This window comes from Campylobacter concisus (assembly GCF_002165775.1).
GTDB classification, from domain to species: domain Bacteria; phylum Campylobacterota; class Campylobacteria; order Campylobacterales; family Campylobacteraceae; genus Campylobacter_A; species Campylobacter_A concisus_E.
In genome coordinates, this window is sequence record NZ_NDYP01000001.1 from 22,296 (window position 1) to 40,658 (window position 18,363).

Below are 18,363 nucleotides of genomic sequence, written 5' to 3' on the forward strand. Positions count from 1 at the left end.
AACTTATATTTTATATGGTTTTAGTAAGTTCTTAGTCTTTTTTAGCTTTAATTATATAAGATTTTTAAGCTCATTTTAAAGTAGATAAAATTTATGACAAATATATTATTATGTGGTGGTTCTGGTATGAGGTTGTGGCCTATTAGCAGGACTTTGATGCCAAAACAATTTATTAAATTATTTGACGATAGGTCACTTTTTCAGCTAACTGCACTACGAAATAGCGAAATTTGTGACAATACATTTGTGATTACAAATATAGATCACTACTACTTGGCGATGGATCAGATAGAAAATTTAAATATCACAAATTTTAAATATCTTCTCGAGCCAGTTGGTAGAAATACCGCACCAGCGATCACATTAGCTTGCCTTGCACTTGATCCAAATGAGATTGTTTTAGTAACCCCTTCAGATCATTTGATAAAGGACATTAAAGAATATCACACAAGCGTAAAAGCTGCAAAAGAGCTGGCAGAGCAAAATTTCTTAGTTACTTTTGGTATAAAGCCAAGGTCACCTGAGACGGGATTTGGATATATAGAGAGCTATAATGGCGATGTAAAGGCCTTTTATGAAAAGCCAGACTATGAAAGAGCGGTGAAATTTCTAAAAGATCAAAATTTCTACTGGAATTCAGGCATGTTTGTCTTTAAGGCAGGCGTTTTCTTGGATCAGATGAAAATTTTTGCTCCTGAGATACTTGAAGTATGCAAAGTAGCTTTTGATAACGCAAAAAAAGACGAAATTGATATCAAAATAGACACTACCGATATGCAAAATATTCCGCAAAATAGCATAGACTATGCTGTGATGGAAAAGTCTGGTATCGTAAAAATGGTAGTACTAGATGCGCCTTGGAGTGATCTTGGAAGCTTTGATAGTTTGGATGAACAGCTACCAAAAGATGCCAATGGTAATACAATAAATAGCGATCTGGTGCAGATAAATTCTCACAATAATCTAGTCCTATCTAGTGGCAAAAAAATAGCTTTAATAGATGTCGATGATCTAACTGTGGTTGATACAAAAGATGCTCTTTTAATATCTAAAAAATCATCTAGTCAAAAAGTAAAAAATGTGGTGGAAATTTTAAAAGAGGATAGCTCTGAGCTTTGTAATGCTCATGTTACGACAAATAGGCCTTGGGGAAACTATACTGTCCTTGAAAATCAAGATGGTTATAAGATAAAGATAATAGAGGTAAAACCTGGCAAAAGACTATCTTTGCAAAAGCATTTTCATAGAAACGAGCATTGGATAGTGCTGTCAGGTAGCGCCACCGTTACGATAGGTGAGACAACTAGACTCGTTTGTCCTAATGAGTCTATCTATATAAAAATGGGCGAAGTTCATAGGCTGTCTAATGAAGGAAAAATTCCTGTGGTTTTGATAGAAGCTCAGGTCGGTGAATACACAGGTGAAGATGATATAATTCGCCTAGATGATGATTTTAAAAGGTGATTTATGGATAAAAAAGTAGCATTAATAACTGGTATAACTGGTCAAGATGGATCGTATCTGGCGGAATTTTTACTAAAAAAAGGCTATATAGTCCATGGTGTAAAAAGGCGAACGAGCCTTTTTAATACAGATAGAATAGACCATCTTTATCAAGATCCGCATGTTGATAATAGAAATTTTTTCTTGCATTATGGTGATATGACAGACTCTATGAACTTAACAAGGATCATCCAAGAAGTACAGCCAGATGAAATTTACAACCTAGCTGCCATGAGCCATGTGCATGTTAGCTTTGAGACACCAGAATATGTCGCAAATGCTGATGGTACAGGCACTCTTAGATTGCTTGAAGCTATAAGGATATTAGGGCTTGAGAAAAAGACTAAAATTTATCAAGCCTCTACATCTGAGCTTTACGGAAAAGTGCAAGAGACGCCGCAAAGCGAAACGACTCCATTTTATCCAAGAAGTCCTTATGCGGTCGCAAAGATGTATGCGTACTGGATAACTGTTAATTATAGAGAGGCTTATGGCATTTTTGCTTGTAATGGCATATTGTTTAATCACGAATCACCAGTTAGAGGCGAGACATTCGTAACCAGAAAGATCACAAGAGCAGCTAGTAAGATAGCGCTTGGGCTTCAAGACAAGCTTTATCTTGGAAATTTAGACGCCAAAAGAGACTGGGGCCATGCAAAAGACTATGTGAAGATGATGTGGATGATACTGCAAGCCCCAGAGCCAGAAGACTGGGTGATAGCGACTGGCCAAACAACAGCGGTTAGAGATTTTGTAAAATTTGCATTTGCTTATGCTGGTATAAATTTGAGATTTGAAGGGGCTGGCGTAGATGAGGTAGGAGTCGTGGACTCACTAAATTTTGAAAAAGCAAAAGAGTTAAATTTAAATTTGTCCCATTTAAGTATCGGGCAAACTGTGGTTTGTGTGGATCCAAGATATTTTAGGCCAACAGAGGTTGACTTACTGCTTGGAGATCCTAGTAAAGCAGAGAAAAAACTAGGCTGGAAGAGAGAATTTAACCTTCAAGATCTAGTAAACGATATGATGAAGTCGGACTTAAAGCTCATGACAAAAGATGTCTATCTAAAAGATGGCGGATATGAGACAATGAGCTATTTCGAGTAAGAAATGGATAAGAATAGCAAAATTTATGTAGCAGGACACAAGGGTCTGGTAGGCTCTGCTATAGTGAAAAATTTACGATCAAAGGGCTATGAAAATATAATCACAAGAACTCATGGCGAGCTTGATCTAATGGATCAAAAAGCTGTTTATGAATTTTTTGAAAAAGAAAAGCCTGAGTATGTGGTGCTAGCTGCTGCAAAGGTCGGTGGAATAGTGGCCAATAGCACTTATAGGGCTGATTTTATCTATGAAAACTTACAAATTCAAAATAATGTGATCCATCAAAGTTATGTGCATAAGGTAAAAAAACTATTATTTTTGGGAAGCACTTGCATATATCCTAAAAATGCCCCACAGCCAATGAGCGAAGATGTGCTTTTGACATCTCCACTTGAATACACAAATGAGCCATACGCAATAGCTAAAATAGCTGGCATGAAGATGTGTGAGAGCTATAATTTACAGTACGGCACAAATTTTATATCTGTTATGCCTACAAATTTATATGGTCCAAACGACAACTTTGATCTAGAAACCTCGCATGTTTTGCCGGCGCTTATAAGAAAGATACACCTAGCAAAACTTTTAAGCGAAGAAAAATTTGATGAAGTGGTAAAAGATATAAAAGCAAAAGATACAAACGAAGGCATAACTTGTCTTAGTAAATTTGGCATTTCAAAAGAGCGAGTAGAAATTTGGGGCACAGGAAAACCTAGACGAGAGTTTCTGCACTCAGAAGATATGGCTGATGCTTGTGTATTTTTATTGGAAAATAGAGATTTTAAAGATACTTATGATAAAAATAGCAAAGAGATAAGAAATACTCATGTAAATATAGGTACGGGCAAAGATATCTCTATAAAAGAGCTAGCAAATTTAGTTAAAAATATAGTTGGTTTTAAAGGTGAGCTATGCTTTAATGATAGCAAGCCCGATGGTACGATACTAAAACTAACAGACCCATCTAAGCTCCACTCTCTTGGTTGGAAACATAAAATAGAGCTTGAAGATGGGATAAAGACACTTTATAAGTGGTATTTAGGAAATATGGGGATAGATTTTTAATGAATAATTTGGTGATATATTGTAATGAAAACATTAAATTCGCACTTTTGAAACTTCAAAAAAATAAAAAAAGATTTTTAATTTGTCTTAACAATAGTAATTCTGTTATAGGAGTCCTAACTGACGGTGATATAAGAAAGGGTTTCTTGAATGAACTTACTATATATGATACAGTTAATATGGTTATAAATGTTGATTTTGAATATTTGTCTTTAGAATCAACTTTTAGTGATGTATGTGAGAAATTTAAATCTGATAAGATAGATTTTTTGCCGATAGTGGATGAAAATATGGGACTTCTTAATGTGATTACAAAAAAACAATTTCATATTATGCTTTTAGAGAACATAAGCTTTGATTTAAAGTATGATTTTTCAGCATTTGACCACTATGTTTTGGAACATGAAATCTATAATCGCCCTTGGGGTTTTTATAAGAGTGTAATTTTAACGTCAAATGCACAAGCCAAGATAATCACAGTATTTCCTGGAGAGGAGTTAAGCCTCCAAGAGCATAAAAAAAGAGAAGAACACTGGATTATAATAAAAGGTAGAGGTAAGTTAGTATTAGACGAATCTTTATCTGACATTTTTCCTGGAAAATATATTTATATACCAAGAGGATGCAAGCATCAGATTATTAATGATAGTGATGAAAATATTGTTCTATCTGAAATTCAGCTAGGGGAATATTTTGGTGAGGATGATATTATTAGATATGCTGATAAATATGGAAGAAAATAAAAAATAATATAAAATAGGAGAAAGATGTAAATGGCATTTAAATTTGACTACATAGAACCAAAAGTGGTAGCAGAAATTGGTTGTAATCATATGGGACAACTTAACATAGCGAAGGAGCTTATATCTTTAGCAAAACAAGCGGGGGCTCATTATGTAAAATTTCAAAAAAGAAATAATAAAGAGTTGCTTACAAAAGAACAATACAATGCTCCACATCCTGTTCCAGAGAATTCGTATGGTGCTACTTATGGTGAACATAGAGAGTATTTAGAATTTAATTTAGAGCAGCATAAAATTTTAAAAGAATACTGTGATAATATTGGAATAGTTTATTCTACTTCAGTTTGGGATACAACTAGTGCAAGAGAGATGATATCTCTTGATCCACAATTCTTAAAAGTTCCGTCAGCTTGTAATAACAACTTTGAAATGTTAAAAATTCTTCGAGATGAGTTTAATGGGCAAGTCCAGCTTTCTATTGGTATGACTTCAAAAAATGAAATTGAACAAATAGTGAATTTTTTTGAAGAAACAAATCAGGCAAAATCTAGATTGCTCATTTATTCTTGTACTTCAGGTTATCCTGTACCAGCAAAAGATGTTTCTTTGCTTGAGATTAATTGGCTTTACGAAGAGTATGAACATAGAATAAATGAAATAGGATTTTCTGGACATCATTTGGGTATTGCGCTTGATGTAGCGGCTTATACTTTAGGTGCTAGATGGATAGAAAGACATTTTACAAAGGATAGGACTTGGAAAGGAACCGATCATGCGGCTTCGCTTGAGCCAGATGGTCTAAGAAAACTTATAAGAGATCTTAATGCCACATATGAAGCATTGCACTACAAAAAAGAAGAAATTTTATTTATAGAACAAATTCAAAGAGAAAAATTAAAAAATAGGAAATAAGAATGAACATAGCGTTTATTCCAGTAAGAGGTGGGAGTAAATCCATACCACTTAAAAATATTAAAGCATTCTGTGGCAAACCACTTGTTTACTGGACTATTTTATCGCTTCAAAATTCAATTAATATCGATAGAATATTTGTGGCTACTGATTGTAATAAAATAAAAGAAATCGTAAATAATTTTAATTTCACGAAAGTCGAAGTATATGATAGAGATCCTAAAAATGCTGAAGATACATCTAGCACAGAATCTGTAATGCTCGAATTTATTTATAAAAATAATTTTAGAGAGGATGATTTATTTTTTTTGGTACAAGCAACTTCTCCTCTTACGCAGACAGAGGATTTTGATGAAGCATTAAAGTTGTTTAAAAAAAATAAAGCCGATTCATTGCTTACTTGCGTTAGGACAAAAAGATTTTTTTGGGATGGTGACGCGAACCCCATAAATTATGATTTCAAAAATCGTCCACGTAGGCAAGATTTTTATGGTCTCTTTATGGAGAATGGATCGTTTTATATAAATAGTATAGGCAATATAAAAAAATATAAAAATCGTTTAAGCGGCAAGGTATCTATTTATGAGATGAAAGAATTTACAGCTATAGAAATAGATGAGGAAGATGATTGGATAATAGCTGAGAGAATGATGTATAAATATATTTTGTTAAAAAGAGCAAAACCAATTATAAAGCTTTTCCTATCTGATGTCGATGGAACTTTAACAGATGCTGGAATGTATTATGGTGAAAATGGTAATGAACTGAAGAAATTTAATACTCGTGATGGAAAAGGGTTTGAGCTATTGCGCCGTGCCGGTATAAAAACAGGAATAATTACAAGCGAAAATACAAAAATAGTGGAGAATCGTGCAAAAAAGTTAAAAGTAGATTTTTTACGTCAAGGAATGGAGCATAATGGTAAGTTAGAAGCAGTTAAAAGAATATGTCAAAATGAAAATATTTTACTTAGTGAAGTAGCATATATTGGAGACGATATAAACTGTAAAGAACTATTACAAAGCGTCGGATTAGCTGCTTGTCCTTTAGATGCTACACAAGAGATTAAAGACATCTTAAATATTATCGTACTTTCAAAAAAAGGTGGAGATGGTGCTGTCAGAGAATTCGCTGAGTATGTCTTGGGAAATTACCATGATAAATAATCTTATACAATTCCTAATTTGGAGAAATGATTATAAAGCAATCGTGCCTTTAAATGGGCTACAAAAAGACACTATACTAATTTTAAAGTTGAATCCCTTATTATATTAAGGTGGCAATTATAAAATTATTAGATAAACTAGGTATTAAAGAATTTGTAAAAAGTATATTGGGTAGATAAGTTGCAAAAAGTTATTTTACAGAATTTACTAATAGCTATATGTTCAAAAGGATTATCTTTTTTATCTTTTATATATATAGCCAAGAGTCTTTCAGAAAGAGACTATGGTACTTTTGTTTATATAACGATGGTATTGTCTTTATTGCCGTTATTGCAATTTGGCTCTATGCATGGTACGGTTATTTTATTACCAAAATATATAGTAGACAAAAAAAACGGGAATGAATTATTTTTATATAGTAACATTATTTCTCATATTATTCAGTTTATAGGTGCGAGTATACTTTTTCTATTAAATATTAAGCTTAGTTCATTAGTACTTCTTATAATAGCTGCAAATTTCTTTTTTTCACATTACGCAGAAAATGTTAAGATCTTTTTAAATTCTAAACACGAATTTGAAAAAGTTAATTTTTTAAAAAGTTTAGATGAAATACTTAGACCATTTGTAACAGTATTAATGTTTTATTACTATCAAAATATTGAGTCTATATTTATTGCTCAGTTTATAGTAACATCCATAACTTTTTTAGTGTCTTTTTGCTTAGTCCCATTAGTATTTAATAATATTAAATTTTATAGTTTAAAAAAAAAGGTTTTTGAGATATATAAGATAGGTTTTTTTGTCTATTTGACCTGGGCGATAGACATACTCTTTAGAACTGCAGATAGATGGTTTATATCTACCTTTTATCCTTCTGAAGAACTTGCCACATATGGTTTTACATCTTCGTTAGCTATGAACATATGGCTGTTATCGATGAGTTTTTTTGGGCCATATTCTCAACTATTATATACATACGTAGCACAAAAAGATTTCATTTCTGTAAAAAATATCGTGGAGACTACCAATAAAAAAGTATACGTTTTTTTGGCAGTAGTCTCTATAATTGCAGTAATAACATATCCATTATTCTTAGAATTTATTGTTAAAAGATATCTTGGTACAGAATTTCTATTTTTTGTTCTGATTTTATCTGCAATATTTTTGTCGATTAATAATATGTATATTTATTATATGATTAGTGATAATCATCATTTTGTATTATTAAAATATCAATTTATAATTTTGGCTTTAAATTTAATTTTAAATAGTATTTTTGTTTTTTATCATACTGATATTTTATATTATAGTTATTCAACAATTTTTTCTTTGGGTGTTTATTTTATTTTAGTAAAAAGATATTTTTATGCTGATATACTTAGAAAAATATATTTGCAGTGTGTTAGTTGAGCTTAGGTTGGAGTGTAGTAATGAAACGTTTAGTAAAAAAAATAATACCACCAATACTACTAGATGGATTAAGATATGTAAGAAGCTATATTTACTTTTTAAAATATAAAGAAGTAGTATTAAAGAATATTAACTTAAAAGACAAACATAAAGGCAAAAGATGCTTCATCCTTGGTAGTGGACCGTCAATAAAAAGCGAGGATCTAAAACCATTAAAAAATGAAATCGTGTTCGCACTTAATAACTTTTATGTACATAACGATTTTGATGAGATTGTAAGCGGAGATATACAAAAATATTATTTAGTCGCTCCTATTCACCCACCACAAACGGAAGATGAATGGAAGCGATGGCTTGAAGATATGGAAAAGCATGTACCTATAAATGTTAATATGATTTTTGGGCTTGACATGTATGATTATAATATAAGATATATTCTTGAAAAATATGGAATATTTAAAAAACATAATATTAATTGGTATTTTGCTGGAATCAATGTAGACAAAGAATATAAGTTTAGTGAGAAAGATATAAGTATTGAAAATCAAATTTGGGCTGCAAATACTGCTAGCACATATGCTCTCATGGTTGCTATTTATATGGGATTTAAAGAAATATATTTATTGGGCATTGATTGTAATTATATATGCATAAAAAAAGAAGAAGATTTTAGATTTTATAAAAATGCTATTCATCAGCAAAATGAAAGTGAACGTATGAAAATTAAAAAATCAGATGAATTCTTTTCTAGTTGTAAGATATTTTTAGAAAAAGAGCTAATTGCAGAAAATTTTAAAAAAGGTAGAATCTTTAATTGTTCGGCCGAAAGCCTATTGAACATGTTTGAGTATAAGAAATTAGGAGAAATAAAAATATGAAAAAATTTATTAAAGAAATTATGCCTCCAATTATATTAAAGATTTTTAAAAGATTAAAAATAAACAAATACGATTGGAAAGGTAGTTATAATACTTGGGAAGAAGCAAAAAAGGTATCCATTGGCTATGATAGCAAAGAAATACTCCAAAAGGTTAGAACCTCTCTTTTAAAGGTTAAAAACAAAGAAGCTATTTTTGAGAGAGACAGCGTAATATTTGATAAAATCCAATATTCTTGGCCTCTACTAGCTGGGCTGATGTATGCTTGTGTAAAATCTAAAGGAAAGCTTAGGGTACTTGACTTTGGCGGAAGTTTAGGGAGTACATATTTTCAAAATAAAAAATTCTTGGATTGCTTTGATGAAGTTTCTTGGAGTGTTGTTGAACAAAAGCACTTTGTTGATATAGGTAAAATAGATTTTCAAGATGATAGGTTAAAATTTTATTATGATATTGAAACTTGCAAGAAAGAACAAAGTCCAAATGTTTTATTGCTTTCAAGTGTATTACAATATATTGAGAGGCCTTATGATTTATTAGATAAAATACTAAAAGATAATTTTGAATTTATTTTATTGGATAGAACAATTTTTTCTAAAAAATACAAAAAGGACCTTATAACTATACAACACACAGGAGATATATACGGGAATACTACCATTCCTTGTTGGATATTTTACGAATATAATTTTGAAAAATATTTCTCTAAAAATTTTACTTTAATTGAGTCTTTTGATTTAGAAGATGAAGAAAATGAATATAAATATGAAAAAGGTTTTATATGGCAAAAGAAATAAAATGCCCATTATGTAGTAATAATGTGGAAAATATTGAAAAGATAAATGTTAGAGATATTATTAATTTGTGGAAAAAAAGAGGTATTGATACAGAAAAACTATTTGAAGAAAATTTATATCTATACAAAAATTTATGTCCACATTGTAAACTGGAATTTTTTTATCCATTTGTCCCCGGAGATAATAAATTTTATAGTTTATTAGGTAGAGAAGAATGGTATTATTTACATGAAGATAAAACAGAATTTTTATACTCATGTAAATTTATAAAAGAGAATGACCATGTATTGGACGTTGGTTCCGGTAGAGGAGCCTTTTTGAAATATATTGATAAAAAAGTAGAATATACTGGTCTTGAGCTTAGCTCTCAGGCTGTAGAATTCGCAAAAAAAGAAAAAATTAATGTCATGGAAAAAACAATTGAAGAATTTGCACAAAATAATCAGAATACTCAAGATGTGGTTGTTACATTTCAAGTTCTTGAGCATATTGTAAGTTTAGATAGTTTTATAAAATCATCTTTAACTGCTTTAAAGAAAAACGGCTATTTTATTATTGCTGTTCCTAATAATTATTCTTTTATCCGTTATACACAAAATAATATATTAAATTTACCACCACATCATTTATTTCACTGGAATGAGTATGCATTAGAGTATATTGCAAAAAAATATAATTTGGAAATTGTAGATATTTATAAAGAAAAAGTTACAAATGTTCATAAGACCTGGTTTTATACAACTAAGATTTCTAAATTTATAAGAGGGCTACTTGGCGTTGGTACAAAAACTATCAATGTATCTTTTTTGAGTAGAGTAATTCAAAAAATTTCTTTCTTATTGAGTAAATTTATGAGAAACTCATGTTCTCATTTGAGAGAAGATGGACATACGATAGCAATAGTTTTTAGAAAGATACATGATGTATAATTACTGCACTCTTTTTGATAGCAATTATCTAACTCGTGGCTTAGCTATGTATGAGTCTCTTAAAAAGAATAGCGATAAATTTCATCTATATATTTTTTCTTTTGATGATAGAAGCTACAAAGTTTTAAAAGAGTTAAAGTTGGAATCAGCAACAATAATTCAGCTTGAAGAATTTGAAGATGATGAACTTTTAAATATAAAAAAAAGTAGAACACCAGGCGAATATTGCTGGACTTGTACACCCTCAATTATTAAGTACTGCATAGAAAAATATAATCTTAATAGTTGTACGTATCTTGATGCAGATTTATATTTTTTCTCAAATCCGGCCGTGCTTATTAAGGAGCTGGGTGAAAAGTCCGTTTTAATAACAGAGCATAGATATACTAAGGAATATGATCAAAGTAAAACTAGCGGGATATATTGCGTACAGTTTATGACTTTTAAAAATGATAAAAATGGAATAGAAGTACTAAACTGGTGGAGAAACGCTTGTAATGAGTGGTGTTATGCTAGATTTGAAGATGGCAAATTCGGCGATCAAAAATATTTAGATGATTGGTTAAATAGATTTAATGGGGTCTACTCTTTAAAAAATTTAGGCGGCGGAGTTGCACCTTGGAATATCCAACAATATGATCTTTCTAAAAAAGAATTTGAGCTAATTTTTTATCATTTTCATGGTTTTAAATTTTTAGAAAATAACAAGTTAGAATTTGGAAATTATAAACTAAGAAAATTCGATTTAAAAAATTTATATAAGCCATATATATCTCACTTGGAAGATATAAAAATACGGTTAGAAGAGTTAGGGTATAAATATGATTTTCATGGAACGATAAAACTTAAAAAAAGTTGGAAGACGCCACTTATAAAAATTAAAAGATGGATAAGAAATACTTATAACGTTTACGATAAAAATTATATTTTAGGACTATGAATGGCTTATATTATCGATTTGCCGACATTTAAAGATGAAAGAGGCGGGCTTACAGTCATGGAAAAGCTGCTTCCATTTGAGATAAAGAGATTTTATTGCATATATGGCGTGACTCAAAAAAGGGGCGGCCATAGGCATAAAAAGACTATCCAAGCTTTAATATGTCTTGATGGAAGTTGTGAAGTATATGTAAATGACGGGCAAAAAAAAGAAATATTTTTACTAGATAGCCCTTCAAAGTGCTTGTTACTCAAGCCAGAAGATTGGCATACTATGGATAAATTTACGAAAGGCTCTACTCTATTAGTTTTTGCCTCAGAGTTTTATAATAAAGATGATTATATTAGCGAGGAGTATTGAATGATTGAGTACGAAAATTTAAAACTAGCAAATGAAAAGTTATTTAATAAGTATAAAGAGAGCTTTAACGATTTCCTAAATAGCGGTTGGTTTATTCTAGGAGATCAAGTAAAAAAATTTGAAGAAAGTTTTGCCTCTTTTTGTAATGTAAAACACTGCATAGGGGTTGCAAGCGGCCTTGATGCTCTAATCTTGGCAATAGACGCATGCGATTTTCCTAAAAATAGTGAGATAATAGTACCGTCTAATACGTATATAGCAACCATTTTAGCAATTGTTAGAAATGGATTTAAACCTATTTTGGTTGAGCCCGATATAAATACATACAATATAGATCCAAATAGAATTGAAGAAAAAATAACTAAAAATACAAGAGCGATTATAGTTGTACATCTATATGGCAAAGCTTGTGATATGGATAAAATTTGCTCTATTGCAAATCAATATGATTTAAAGATAATTGAAGATGTAGCGCAGGCACATGGAGCTAAATTCAAAGACAAAATGGTTGGTGGCTTTGGCATAGGATGTTTTAGTTTTTATCCAACAAAAAATTTAGGAGCATTGGGTGATGCCGGAGCTATTACTACAAATGATGAGAATTTGGCAAAGATATTTCGATCTCTTAGAAACTACGGCTCTGCTATAAAATATTACAATGATGAGCTAGGCTATAACTCAAGATTGGATGAAATTCAAGCTGGGTTTTTATCAGCCAAGCTTGAAATTTTAGATGACATTACAAATCATAAAAGAGAGTTGGCTAAGATCTATTTAGAAAATTTGGATAATAGGTTTGTAAAACCTGTTGTGGATAGGGATTATTTTGATGTTTATCATATATTTAACATTAGGCATAAAAACAGAGATGAACTAAAAAATTATCTTTTTGAAAATGAAATAAAAACCGAAATACATTATCCATTGCCTCCACATAGACAAAAATCTATGCAAGGCATAATAGAGGGACGGTATCCGATAAGCGAAGAGATACATAATACGACCTTAAGTTTACCTATATCTTATTTCCACAAGGAAGAAGATATATTAAAAATTTGCGATATTATGAATAGGTGGCATAAATGAAAGGAATAATTTTAGCCGGCGGAAGCGGGACCAGGCTTTATCCAATTACAAAGGGTATAGTTAAGCAGTTGTTGCCAATTTACAATAAGCCAATGATCTATTATCCATTGTCAGTACTTATGCTTGCTAATATCAAAGAAATTTTGATCATTTCTACTCCAAAAGATATAGATAGATTTAAGGATATATTCGGAGATGGAAGCGGTTTAGGATTAGATATCCAGTATGCCATACAAAATCATCCAAATGGACTCGCAGAAGCTTTTATAATAGGTGAAAAATTTATAGGAAATGATGACGTTTGTTTAGTGCTTGGCGATAATCTCATATATGGCGAAGGGCTAATAAAACTACTTGAAAATAGCAAACAAAAAGTGGAAAATGACAAAAAGGGGGTTGTGTTTGGTTATTACGTCGATGATGCATCGGCTTATGGCGTTGTTGAATTTGATAAAAATAAAAAGGCTATAAGTATCGAGGAAAAACCAAAAAAACCAAAGAGTAACTATGCTGTAATAGGTCTATATTTTTATCCAAATGACGTCGTACAAATAGCTAAAAATGTTAAGCCGTCAGATAGAGGCGAGCTGGAAATAACGACTATAAATCAAGAGTATCTAAGCCAAGAAAAACTATATGTTGAGGTTTTGGGTAGAGGGTATGCGTGGCTTGATACCGGTACACATGAAAGTTTGCTGGAAGCTAGTAATTTTATAGAGGTAATAGAAAAAAGACAAGGGCTGAAAATAGCTTGTATAGAAGAGATAGCCTATAAAAAGGGGTATATTTCAAAAGAACGGCTAATAGCGTTAGGAAATGAGTTATCTAAAAATAGCTATGGAAAATATCTTCTAAAGGTAGCTAATACATGAAAACCATTTTAGTAACTGGCGGCGCCGGCTTCATAGGGTCAAACTTCGTACCGTATTTTTTAGAAAAGCATCCATACTATCGATTGGTAATTTTGGATCTTCTGACATATGCGGGGAATTTAGAAAATTTAAAAGAGTGTGAAAAAAATCAAAATTATAAATTTATCAAAGGAGATATTTGTAATAGAGAATTGGTAGAATTTATATTTAAAGAATATGATGTGAAGAGTGTTATTCATTTCGCTGCTGAGTCTCATGTGGACAACTCAATAAAAAGTCCAGACGTATTTATACAGACAAATATAAATGGAACTTTTACCTTGGTAGATGTGGCTTATAAGCATTGGATGAAAGGCCCGTTTAGCTATAAGGAGGAGTATAAAAACTCGAGATTTCATCATATTAGCACAGATGAGGTTTATGGAACCCTTGGCCTTGATCCAGATGAACTATTTACCGAAAGAACACCGTATGCACCGAATTCTCCGTATTCAGCATCTAAGGCCTCATCTGATATGATAGTTAGATCATATCATGAGACATATGGACTAAATACGGTAATTACAAATTGTTCAAATAACTATGGTCCAAAACAACACAACGAGAAATTTATACCGACAATTATAAAAAATGCCCTTGAAAAAAAGCCAATACCAGTCTATGGTGACGGCAAAAATATAAGGGATTGGTTATATGTACTTGATCACTGCAAAGGAATAGATGCCGTATTTCATAGCGGAAAAAGTGGTGAAACATATAATATTGGAGGAAGAAACGAAAAGACTAATATAGAAATAGTTAATGCCATTACAACTATTTTGGACAAAGAGGTGCCGATTTCAAATTTCTCATATAAGGATTTAGTCGTATTTGTGAAAGATAGAGCAGGACACGATAGGAGATATGCTATTGATGCGAGTAAGATAGAAAATGAGCTAGGATGGAGAGCGGATGAGAATTTTGATAGCGGAATAGTGAAAACTATCAAGTGGTATTTAAGAAAGTATTAATGTGTATATTAAGGCTTATTGGTGTTGCAAGAAATTTATTATAAAAACTATAATGAAAAACCAACTAAACTTAGCGTAATTACCGCAACTTATAATGCGGATAAATTCTTGCCTAGATTGATAAAAAGTCTAAAAGAGCAAGTCGATAAAGATTTTGAGTGGATCATTTCTGATGGAGCGTCTAGCGATAAGACTTTAGAAATTTTAAAAAATATTGGTGGGATAAATATAAAAGTAATTTCGGGCGAAGACTTTGGGATTTATGATGCTTTAAATAGAGGCATAAAAGCTTGCAATGGAGAATTCTATCTTGTTATCGGTGCTGATGATGAGCTTTATCAAAATGCTATTAAAGATTATAAGAAAGCTATGGAAGATGGTGTAGACATAATAACAGCTTGTATTGATACTGATAATGGCAAAATTGAGCCAAATGGCGGACCAAGATGGCTAAAGGCACAAGCTCACTACATCTCTGGACATGCTGTAGGCTCAATATACCGCACAAGTCTTCATCAAAAACTTGGTTACTATTCAAGAAAATTTCCAATAGCGGCAGATCAGCTATTTGTATTGACTGCTGCAAATTATGGAGCAAAGATAAAAGTTGTAAAAAGTATTGTCGGTAAATTTTCAAATGATGGAGTTAGTAGTATTGATATGTTAGGAACTCTTTGTGAATTTTACAGAGTTCAGGTGGTGATGGGCGAAAATAAATTTTTACAAACCGTCCTATTTATTTTAAGACTTATTAAAAATTTTAGAAAATTATAAAGATGTATAAATGAAAGACTACGATGTTTCTATAATAGTTCCCATATATAATGTGGAGAAATATATAGAAAAATGTGCAACTACGCTTTTAGAGCAAAACTATAACAATATAGAGTATATTTTTGTAAATGATTGCACTCCAGATAGTTCTATGAAAATTTTGAAGGATATTATTGAAAGATACCCAAATAGAAAAAACCATGTAAAAATTATTAATAAAATAAAAAATGAGGGCTTACCGCAAGCTAGAAAAAGTGGGTTGAAAATATCAAGTGGCAAATACATTTTACATGTAGATAGTGACGACTGGGTCGATAAAGATATGGTAAGTTCTTTGATTAATGAAGCTAGAAAAAGTTATGCAGACATAGTTTGTTTTGACTATATTAAAGAATTTAATAAAAAAAGCGTTGTAAAAAGTTTTTTTTATACAAAAAATCATCCAAAGTCTAATTTGAACTTCGTAAAAGCTATTTTATCTCATGAAATTTCTGTTTCCATGTGTGATAAATTGGTTAAAAGAGAGCTTTATGAAAATGTTGAATTTCCACATTTTTCGCACTGTGAAGATAGTTTTGTAAATTTACAACTTTTTTATGAAGCAAAAAAAATTACTCATATTACAAAACCATTTTATCACTACAGGACAAATCCTAATTCGCTTTCTAGTAGTTTTTCAAATAATAAAAAAGCCCTTGGTGATTTTGCTGATTTTAGCATAGCTGTAAAGAAATTTTTGATACAAAAAGATCTTTTTGATGAATATTTTAAATTTCACATTCCTACTATTTTAAAATTTACTTTGGATTATTCTGAAAGCGATTTTAAAAAACAAATAATTGCTATATGCCCGGAAGCAAATAATATAAAATACGTTTTTCAAATCAATAGAAATATAATCTATAAAATTTTATATAGCACAGTCTTTATAGGGTTCCCGCAAATTTTTGTTTTTGCAAAAAAAGTATTTATTAAGCTTAGAAATTTTTAGATTCATATGATCGGAGTTGCTATGAAAATTTTTATAATCGGTAATGTCTCGTCTATGATGATAAATTTTAGAGAAGAACTCATAAAACTACTTGTATCAAAAGGGCATGATGTCTACTGTTTAGTTAGTGACTACAATGAAAAAAGTAGAAAAAAAATAATCTCATTGGGTGCAAAACCGCTTGACCATACTTTAAATACAAAAGGGCTAAATCCATTTAAAGATCTTATTGCGACATATGATTTGGTTAAACTATTTAGGCAATATAGGCCAGATGCGATTTTTTCTTTTTTTGTTAAGCCAGTCATTTTTACAACTATAGCCGCAAAAATAGCAAGAGTGCCAAGAATAGTAGGCATGATAGAAGGGCTCGGCGGGGCTTTTACAGTTCATAAAAATGGGCAAACAAAAAAGGCGAAAATCATCAAAACTATACAAGTTCTTTTGTATAAAATTTCACTACCATCTCTTGACGAGCTTATATTTTTAAATAATGACGATAAAAAGGATTTGATTGATAGATTTGATATAAAAGTAAAGTCCATAAATATATTAGGCGGTATAGGTGTTGATCTTGATAAATTCTCATATACTAAAGCACCTATTGATCCTATAAATTTTATTTTTATAGCAAGGCTTCTTGCAGAAAAAGGAATATTTGAGTATTTAGAGGCAGCTAAAATCGTAAAAGAAAAATATAAAGATGTAAAGTTTTATATATTTGGTAGTTTTGATGAGCACAATCCGTTTGGATTAACGCAAGAAGAGCTAAAACCTTATCTTGATAGTGACGTAGTTATATATCCTGGCTTCGTAAATGATATAAAAGAACGGATAGTAAATAGTTCCATTTTTGTCTTGCCCTCGTATTACAGAGAAGGTGTACCAAGAAGTACGCAGGAAGCCATGGCGATAGGAAGGGCAGTAATAACCACAAATAGTGTAGGATGTAGAGAAACTGTTGAAGATGGAGTAAATGGATTCTTGGTGCCACCATTCGATAGTAAAATTTTGGCACAAAAGATGACTTATTTTATACAAAATCCAGATATGATAGTCCAAATGGGTATAGAAAGCAGAAAAATAGCTGAAGTAAAATTTAATATAAATGAAAAGAATGAAAGACTTGCAAAGATTATTATTGGAAAATAGCACATTACTATTTTTAACTTTTTTAATTTATAGTATTAAAGATTTTAATTTAAAAATTTAGGCTTATCTTTAGCGGGCTTATCATAATTTAAATAATAAAACCAAGACAAGCTCGCTAGTTTTCTAAGCTAGACTTCTATCCCGTTAGTCCATTAACTAGTTTTTATATTGTTCTTATTGGCCTTTTGTTTTAAAAATTCCTATTCATCTTTTGTAGGTTTATACTCACCTTTGAAGAATTTTTAGCATCAATCTTTTACTCTAGATATTCTCTTTGTAAATTTTTATATGTTAGCTTCCAGTATTCAAGATAATTTCTAAAGCTAGTGCTATATCCTACATCATAGTGATAGCTTGCACATTTTGGCTCTTTATCGCTATCAAGGAGTTTTTATGACGACATGTGAGTTACCGATATTGACCGGGTAGTTTTCATTTTTACCTATAACTGCGAAGCAAGCGTTAGCTAATTCTAATTTTATCCATTACATTTACTGCTTATAAATAAATTTAATTACTAAAGAATTAAGCTAAATAAAATAGAAAATAAAATATAATCCCAAATCTTTGGTCCCGTAGCTCAGTTGGTAGAGCACTACCTTGACATGGTAGTGGTCGATGGTTCGAGTCCATTCGGGGCCACCACTTCTAATAAAATATCCTAA

At 31.0% G+C, this 18,363-nt stretch carries 18 protein-coding genes and 1 tRNA gene; all 19 read left to right on the forward strand.

Features of this window, described 5'->3' with window-relative positions:
* Positions 1-93 precede the first annotated feature (93 nt).
* The 19 genes from B9N66_RS00110 to B9N66_RS00200 all read left to right on the forward strand — a co-directional run bounded on the left by B9N66_RS00110 (position 94) and on the right by B9N66_RS00200 (position 18,343).
* On the forward strand, positions 94-1,464 hold the full coding sequence (locus B9N66_RS00110; protein WP_087579382.1) for a mannose-1-phosphate guanylyltransferase/mannose-6-phosphate isomerase: 1,371 nt from the start codon (positions 94-96) through the stop codon (positions 1,462-1,464).
* Positions 1,465-1,467: 3 nt separating this feature from the next.
* Positions 1,468-2,610, forward strand: coding sequence for a GDP-mannose 4,6-dehydratase (gene gmd, locus B9N66_RS00115; RefSeq protein ID WP_087579383.1), 1,143 nt, complete (start codon positions 1,468-1,470; stop codon positions 2,608-2,610).
* Positions 2,611-2,613: 3 nt separating this feature from the next.
* A complete protein-coding gene (locus B9N66_RS00120) occupies positions 2,614-3,675 on the forward strand; it encodes a GDP-L-fucose synthase family protein (protein WP_087579384.1) in 1,062 nt (353 codons plus the stop codon).
* Positions 3,675-4,418 carry a cupin domain-containing protein gene (locus tag B9N66_RS00125; protein ID WP_087579385.1) on the forward strand — a complete coding sequence of 248 codons (744 nt, stop codon included), beginning with the start codon at positions 3,675-3,677 and terminating at the stop codon, positions 4,416-4,418. The genes B9N66_RS00120 and B9N66_RS00125 overlap by 1 nt, the downstream gene beginning before the upstream one ends.
* Before the next feature lie 30 nt (positions 4,419-4,448).
* On the forward strand, positions 4,449-5,330 hold the full coding sequence (locus B9N66_RS00130; RefSeq protein ID WP_087579386.1) for an N-acetylneuraminate synthase family protein: 882 nt from the start codon (positions 4,449-4,451) through the stop codon (positions 5,328-5,330).
* Between the two features lie 2 nt (positions 5,331-5,332).
* Entirely contained in the window at positions 5,333-6,496 is a 1,164-nt protein-coding gene (locus tag B9N66_RS00135; RefSeq protein WP_087579387.1) for an acylneuraminate cytidylyltransferase, read from the forward strand.
* 180 nt (positions 6,497-6,676) lie between these two features.
* Positions 6,677-7,909 carry a lipopolysaccharide biosynthesis protein gene (locus B9N66_RS00140; protein WP_087579388.1) on the forward strand — a complete coding sequence of 411 codons (1,233 nt, stop codon included), beginning with the start codon at positions 6,677-6,679 and terminating at the stop codon, positions 7,907-7,909.
* 20 nt (positions 7,910-7,929) lie between these two features.
* Positions 7,930-8,787, forward strand: a complete 858-nt coding sequence (locus B9N66_RS00145) for a hypothetical protein (RefSeq protein WP_087579389.1) — start codon at positions 7,930-7,932, stop codon at positions 8,785-8,787.
* On the forward strand, positions 8,784-9,584 hold the full coding sequence (locus B9N66_RS00150; RefSeq protein WP_087579390.1) for a TIGR04325 family methyltransferase: 801 nt from the start codon (positions 8,784-8,786) through the stop codon (positions 9,582-9,584). The genes B9N66_RS00145 and B9N66_RS00150 overlap by 4 nt, the downstream gene beginning before the upstream one ends.
* Entirely contained in the window at positions 9,569-10,513 is a 945-nt protein-coding gene (locus tag B9N66_RS00155) for a class I SAM-dependent methyltransferase (RefSeq protein WP_087579391.1), read from the forward strand. The genes B9N66_RS00150 and B9N66_RS00155 overlap by 16 nt, the downstream gene beginning before the upstream one ends.
* On the forward strand, positions 10,506-11,453 hold the full coding sequence (locus B9N66_RS00160) for a glycosyl transferase (protein WP_087579392.1): 948 nt from the start codon (positions 10,506-10,508) through the stop codon (positions 11,451-11,453). The genes B9N66_RS00155 and B9N66_RS00160 overlap by 8 nt, the downstream gene beginning before the upstream one ends.
* Positions 11,454-11,813 carry a sugar 3,4-ketoisomerase gene (locus tag B9N66_RS00165; RefSeq protein ID WP_087579393.1) on the forward strand — a complete coding sequence of 120 codons (360 nt, stop codon included), beginning with the start codon at positions 11,454-11,456 and terminating at the stop codon, positions 11,811-11,813.
* Positions 11,814-12,899, forward strand: a complete 1,086-nt coding sequence (locus B9N66_RS00170; protein WP_087579394.1) for a DegT/DnrJ/EryC1/StrS family aminotransferase — start codon at positions 11,814-11,816, stop codon at positions 12,897-12,899. It begins immediately after the preceding gene.
* Positions 12,896-13,771 carry a glucose-1-phosphate thymidylyltransferase RfbA gene (gene rfbA, locus B9N66_RS00175; RefSeq protein WP_087579395.1) on the forward strand — a complete coding sequence of 292 codons (876 nt, stop codon included), beginning with the start codon at positions 12,896-12,898 and terminating at the stop codon, positions 13,769-13,771. The genes B9N66_RS00170 and rfbA overlap by 4 nt, the downstream gene beginning before the upstream one ends.
* Entirely contained in the window at positions 13,768-14,781 is a 1,014-nt protein-coding gene (gene rfbB, locus B9N66_RS00180; protein ID WP_087579396.1) for a dTDP-glucose 4,6-dehydratase, read from the forward strand. Before rfbA ends, rfbB begins: the two co-directional genes overlap by 4 nt.
* Positions 14,782-14,802: 21 nt before the next feature.
* On the forward strand, positions 14,803-15,555 hold the full coding sequence (locus B9N66_RS00185; RefSeq protein ID WP_180382040.1) for a glycosyltransferase: 753 nt from the start codon (positions 14,803-14,805) through the stop codon (positions 15,553-15,555).
* Positions 15,556-15,565: 10 nt separating this feature from the next.
* The gene (locus tag B9N66_RS00190; RefSeq protein WP_087579398.1) at positions 15,566-16,546 is read left to right on the forward strand and encodes a glycosyltransferase family 2 protein; all 981 of its coding nucleotides are present in this window, start codon (positions 15,566-15,568) and stop codon (positions 16,544-16,546) included.
* Between the two features lie 21 nt (positions 16,547-16,567).
* Positions 16,568-17,698, forward strand: coding sequence for a glycosyltransferase family 4 protein (locus tag B9N66_RS00195; protein ID WP_087579399.1), 1,131 nt, complete (start codon positions 16,568-16,570; stop codon positions 17,696-17,698).
* Positions 17,699-18,267: 569 nt separating this feature from the next.
* Positions 18,268-18,343: transfer RNA gene (locus B9N66_RS00200), tRNA-Val, on the forward strand.
* The last annotated feature ends 20 nt before the right edge of the window (positions 18,344-18,363 follow it).

What these genes read in the sequence shown, in the direction of transcription:
- B9N66_RS00110 (WP_087579382.1), top strand. Translation starts at nt 94, where the DNA reads ATGACAAATATATTATTATGTGGTGGTTCTGGTATGAGGTTGTGGCCT.
- gmd (WP_087579383.1), top strand. Translation starts at nt 1,468, where the DNA reads ATGGATAAAAAAGTAGCATTAATAACTGGTATAACTGGTCAAGATGGA.
- B9N66_RS00120 (WP_087579384.1), top strand. Translation starts at nt 2,614, where the DNA reads ATGGATAAGAATAGCAAAATTTATGTAGCAGGACACAAGGGTCTGGTA.
- B9N66_RS00125 (WP_087579385.1), top strand. Translation starts at nt 3,675, where the DNA reads ATGAATAATTTGGTGATATATTGTAATGAAAACATTAAATTCGCACTT.
- B9N66_RS00130 (WP_087579386.1), top strand. Translation starts at nt 4,449, where the DNA reads ATGGCATTTAAATTTGACTACATAGAACCAAAAGTGGTAGCAGAAATT.
- B9N66_RS00135 (WP_087579387.1), top strand. Translation starts at nt 5,333, where the DNA reads ATGAACATAGCGTTTATTCCAGTAAGAGGTGGGAGTAAATCCATACCA.
- B9N66_RS00145 (WP_087579389.1), top strand. Translation starts at nt 7,930, where the DNA reads ATGAAACGTTTAGTAAAAAAAATAATACCACCAATACTACTAGATGGA.
- B9N66_RS00150 (WP_087579390.1), top strand. Translation starts at nt 8,784, where the DNA reads ATGAAAAAATTTATTAAAGAAATTATGCCTCCAATTATATTAAAGATT.
- B9N66_RS00155 (WP_087579391.1), top strand. Translation starts at nt 9,569, where the DNA reads ATGGCAAAAGAAATAAAATGCCCATTATGTAGTAATAATGTGGAAAAT.
- B9N66_RS00160 (WP_087579392.1), top strand. Translation starts at nt 10,506, where the DNA reads ATGTATAATTACTGCACTCTTTTTGATAGCAATTATCTAACTCGTGGC.
- B9N66_RS00165 (WP_087579393.1), top strand. Translation starts at nt 11,454, where the DNA reads ATGGCTTATATTATCGATTTGCCGACATTTAAAGATGAAAGAGGCGGG.
- B9N66_RS00170 (WP_087579394.1), top strand. Translation starts at nt 11,814, where the DNA reads ATGATTGAGTACGAAAATTTAAAACTAGCAAATGAAAAGTTATTTAAT.
- rfbA (WP_087579395.1), top strand. Translation starts at nt 12,896, where the DNA reads ATGAAAGGAATAATTTTAGCCGGCGGAAGCGGGACCAGGCTTTATCCA.
- rfbB (WP_087579396.1), top strand. Translation starts at nt 13,768, where the DNA reads ATGAAAACCATTTTAGTAACTGGCGGCGCCGGCTTCATAGGGTCAAAC.
- B9N66_RS00190 (WP_087579398.1), top strand. Translation starts at nt 15,566, where the DNA reads ATGAAAGACTACGATGTTTCTATAATAGTTCCCATATATAATGTGGAG.
- B9N66_RS00195 (WP_087579399.1), top strand. Translation starts at nt 16,568, where the DNA reads ATGAAAATTTTTATAATCGGTAATGTCTCGTCTATGATGATAAATTTT.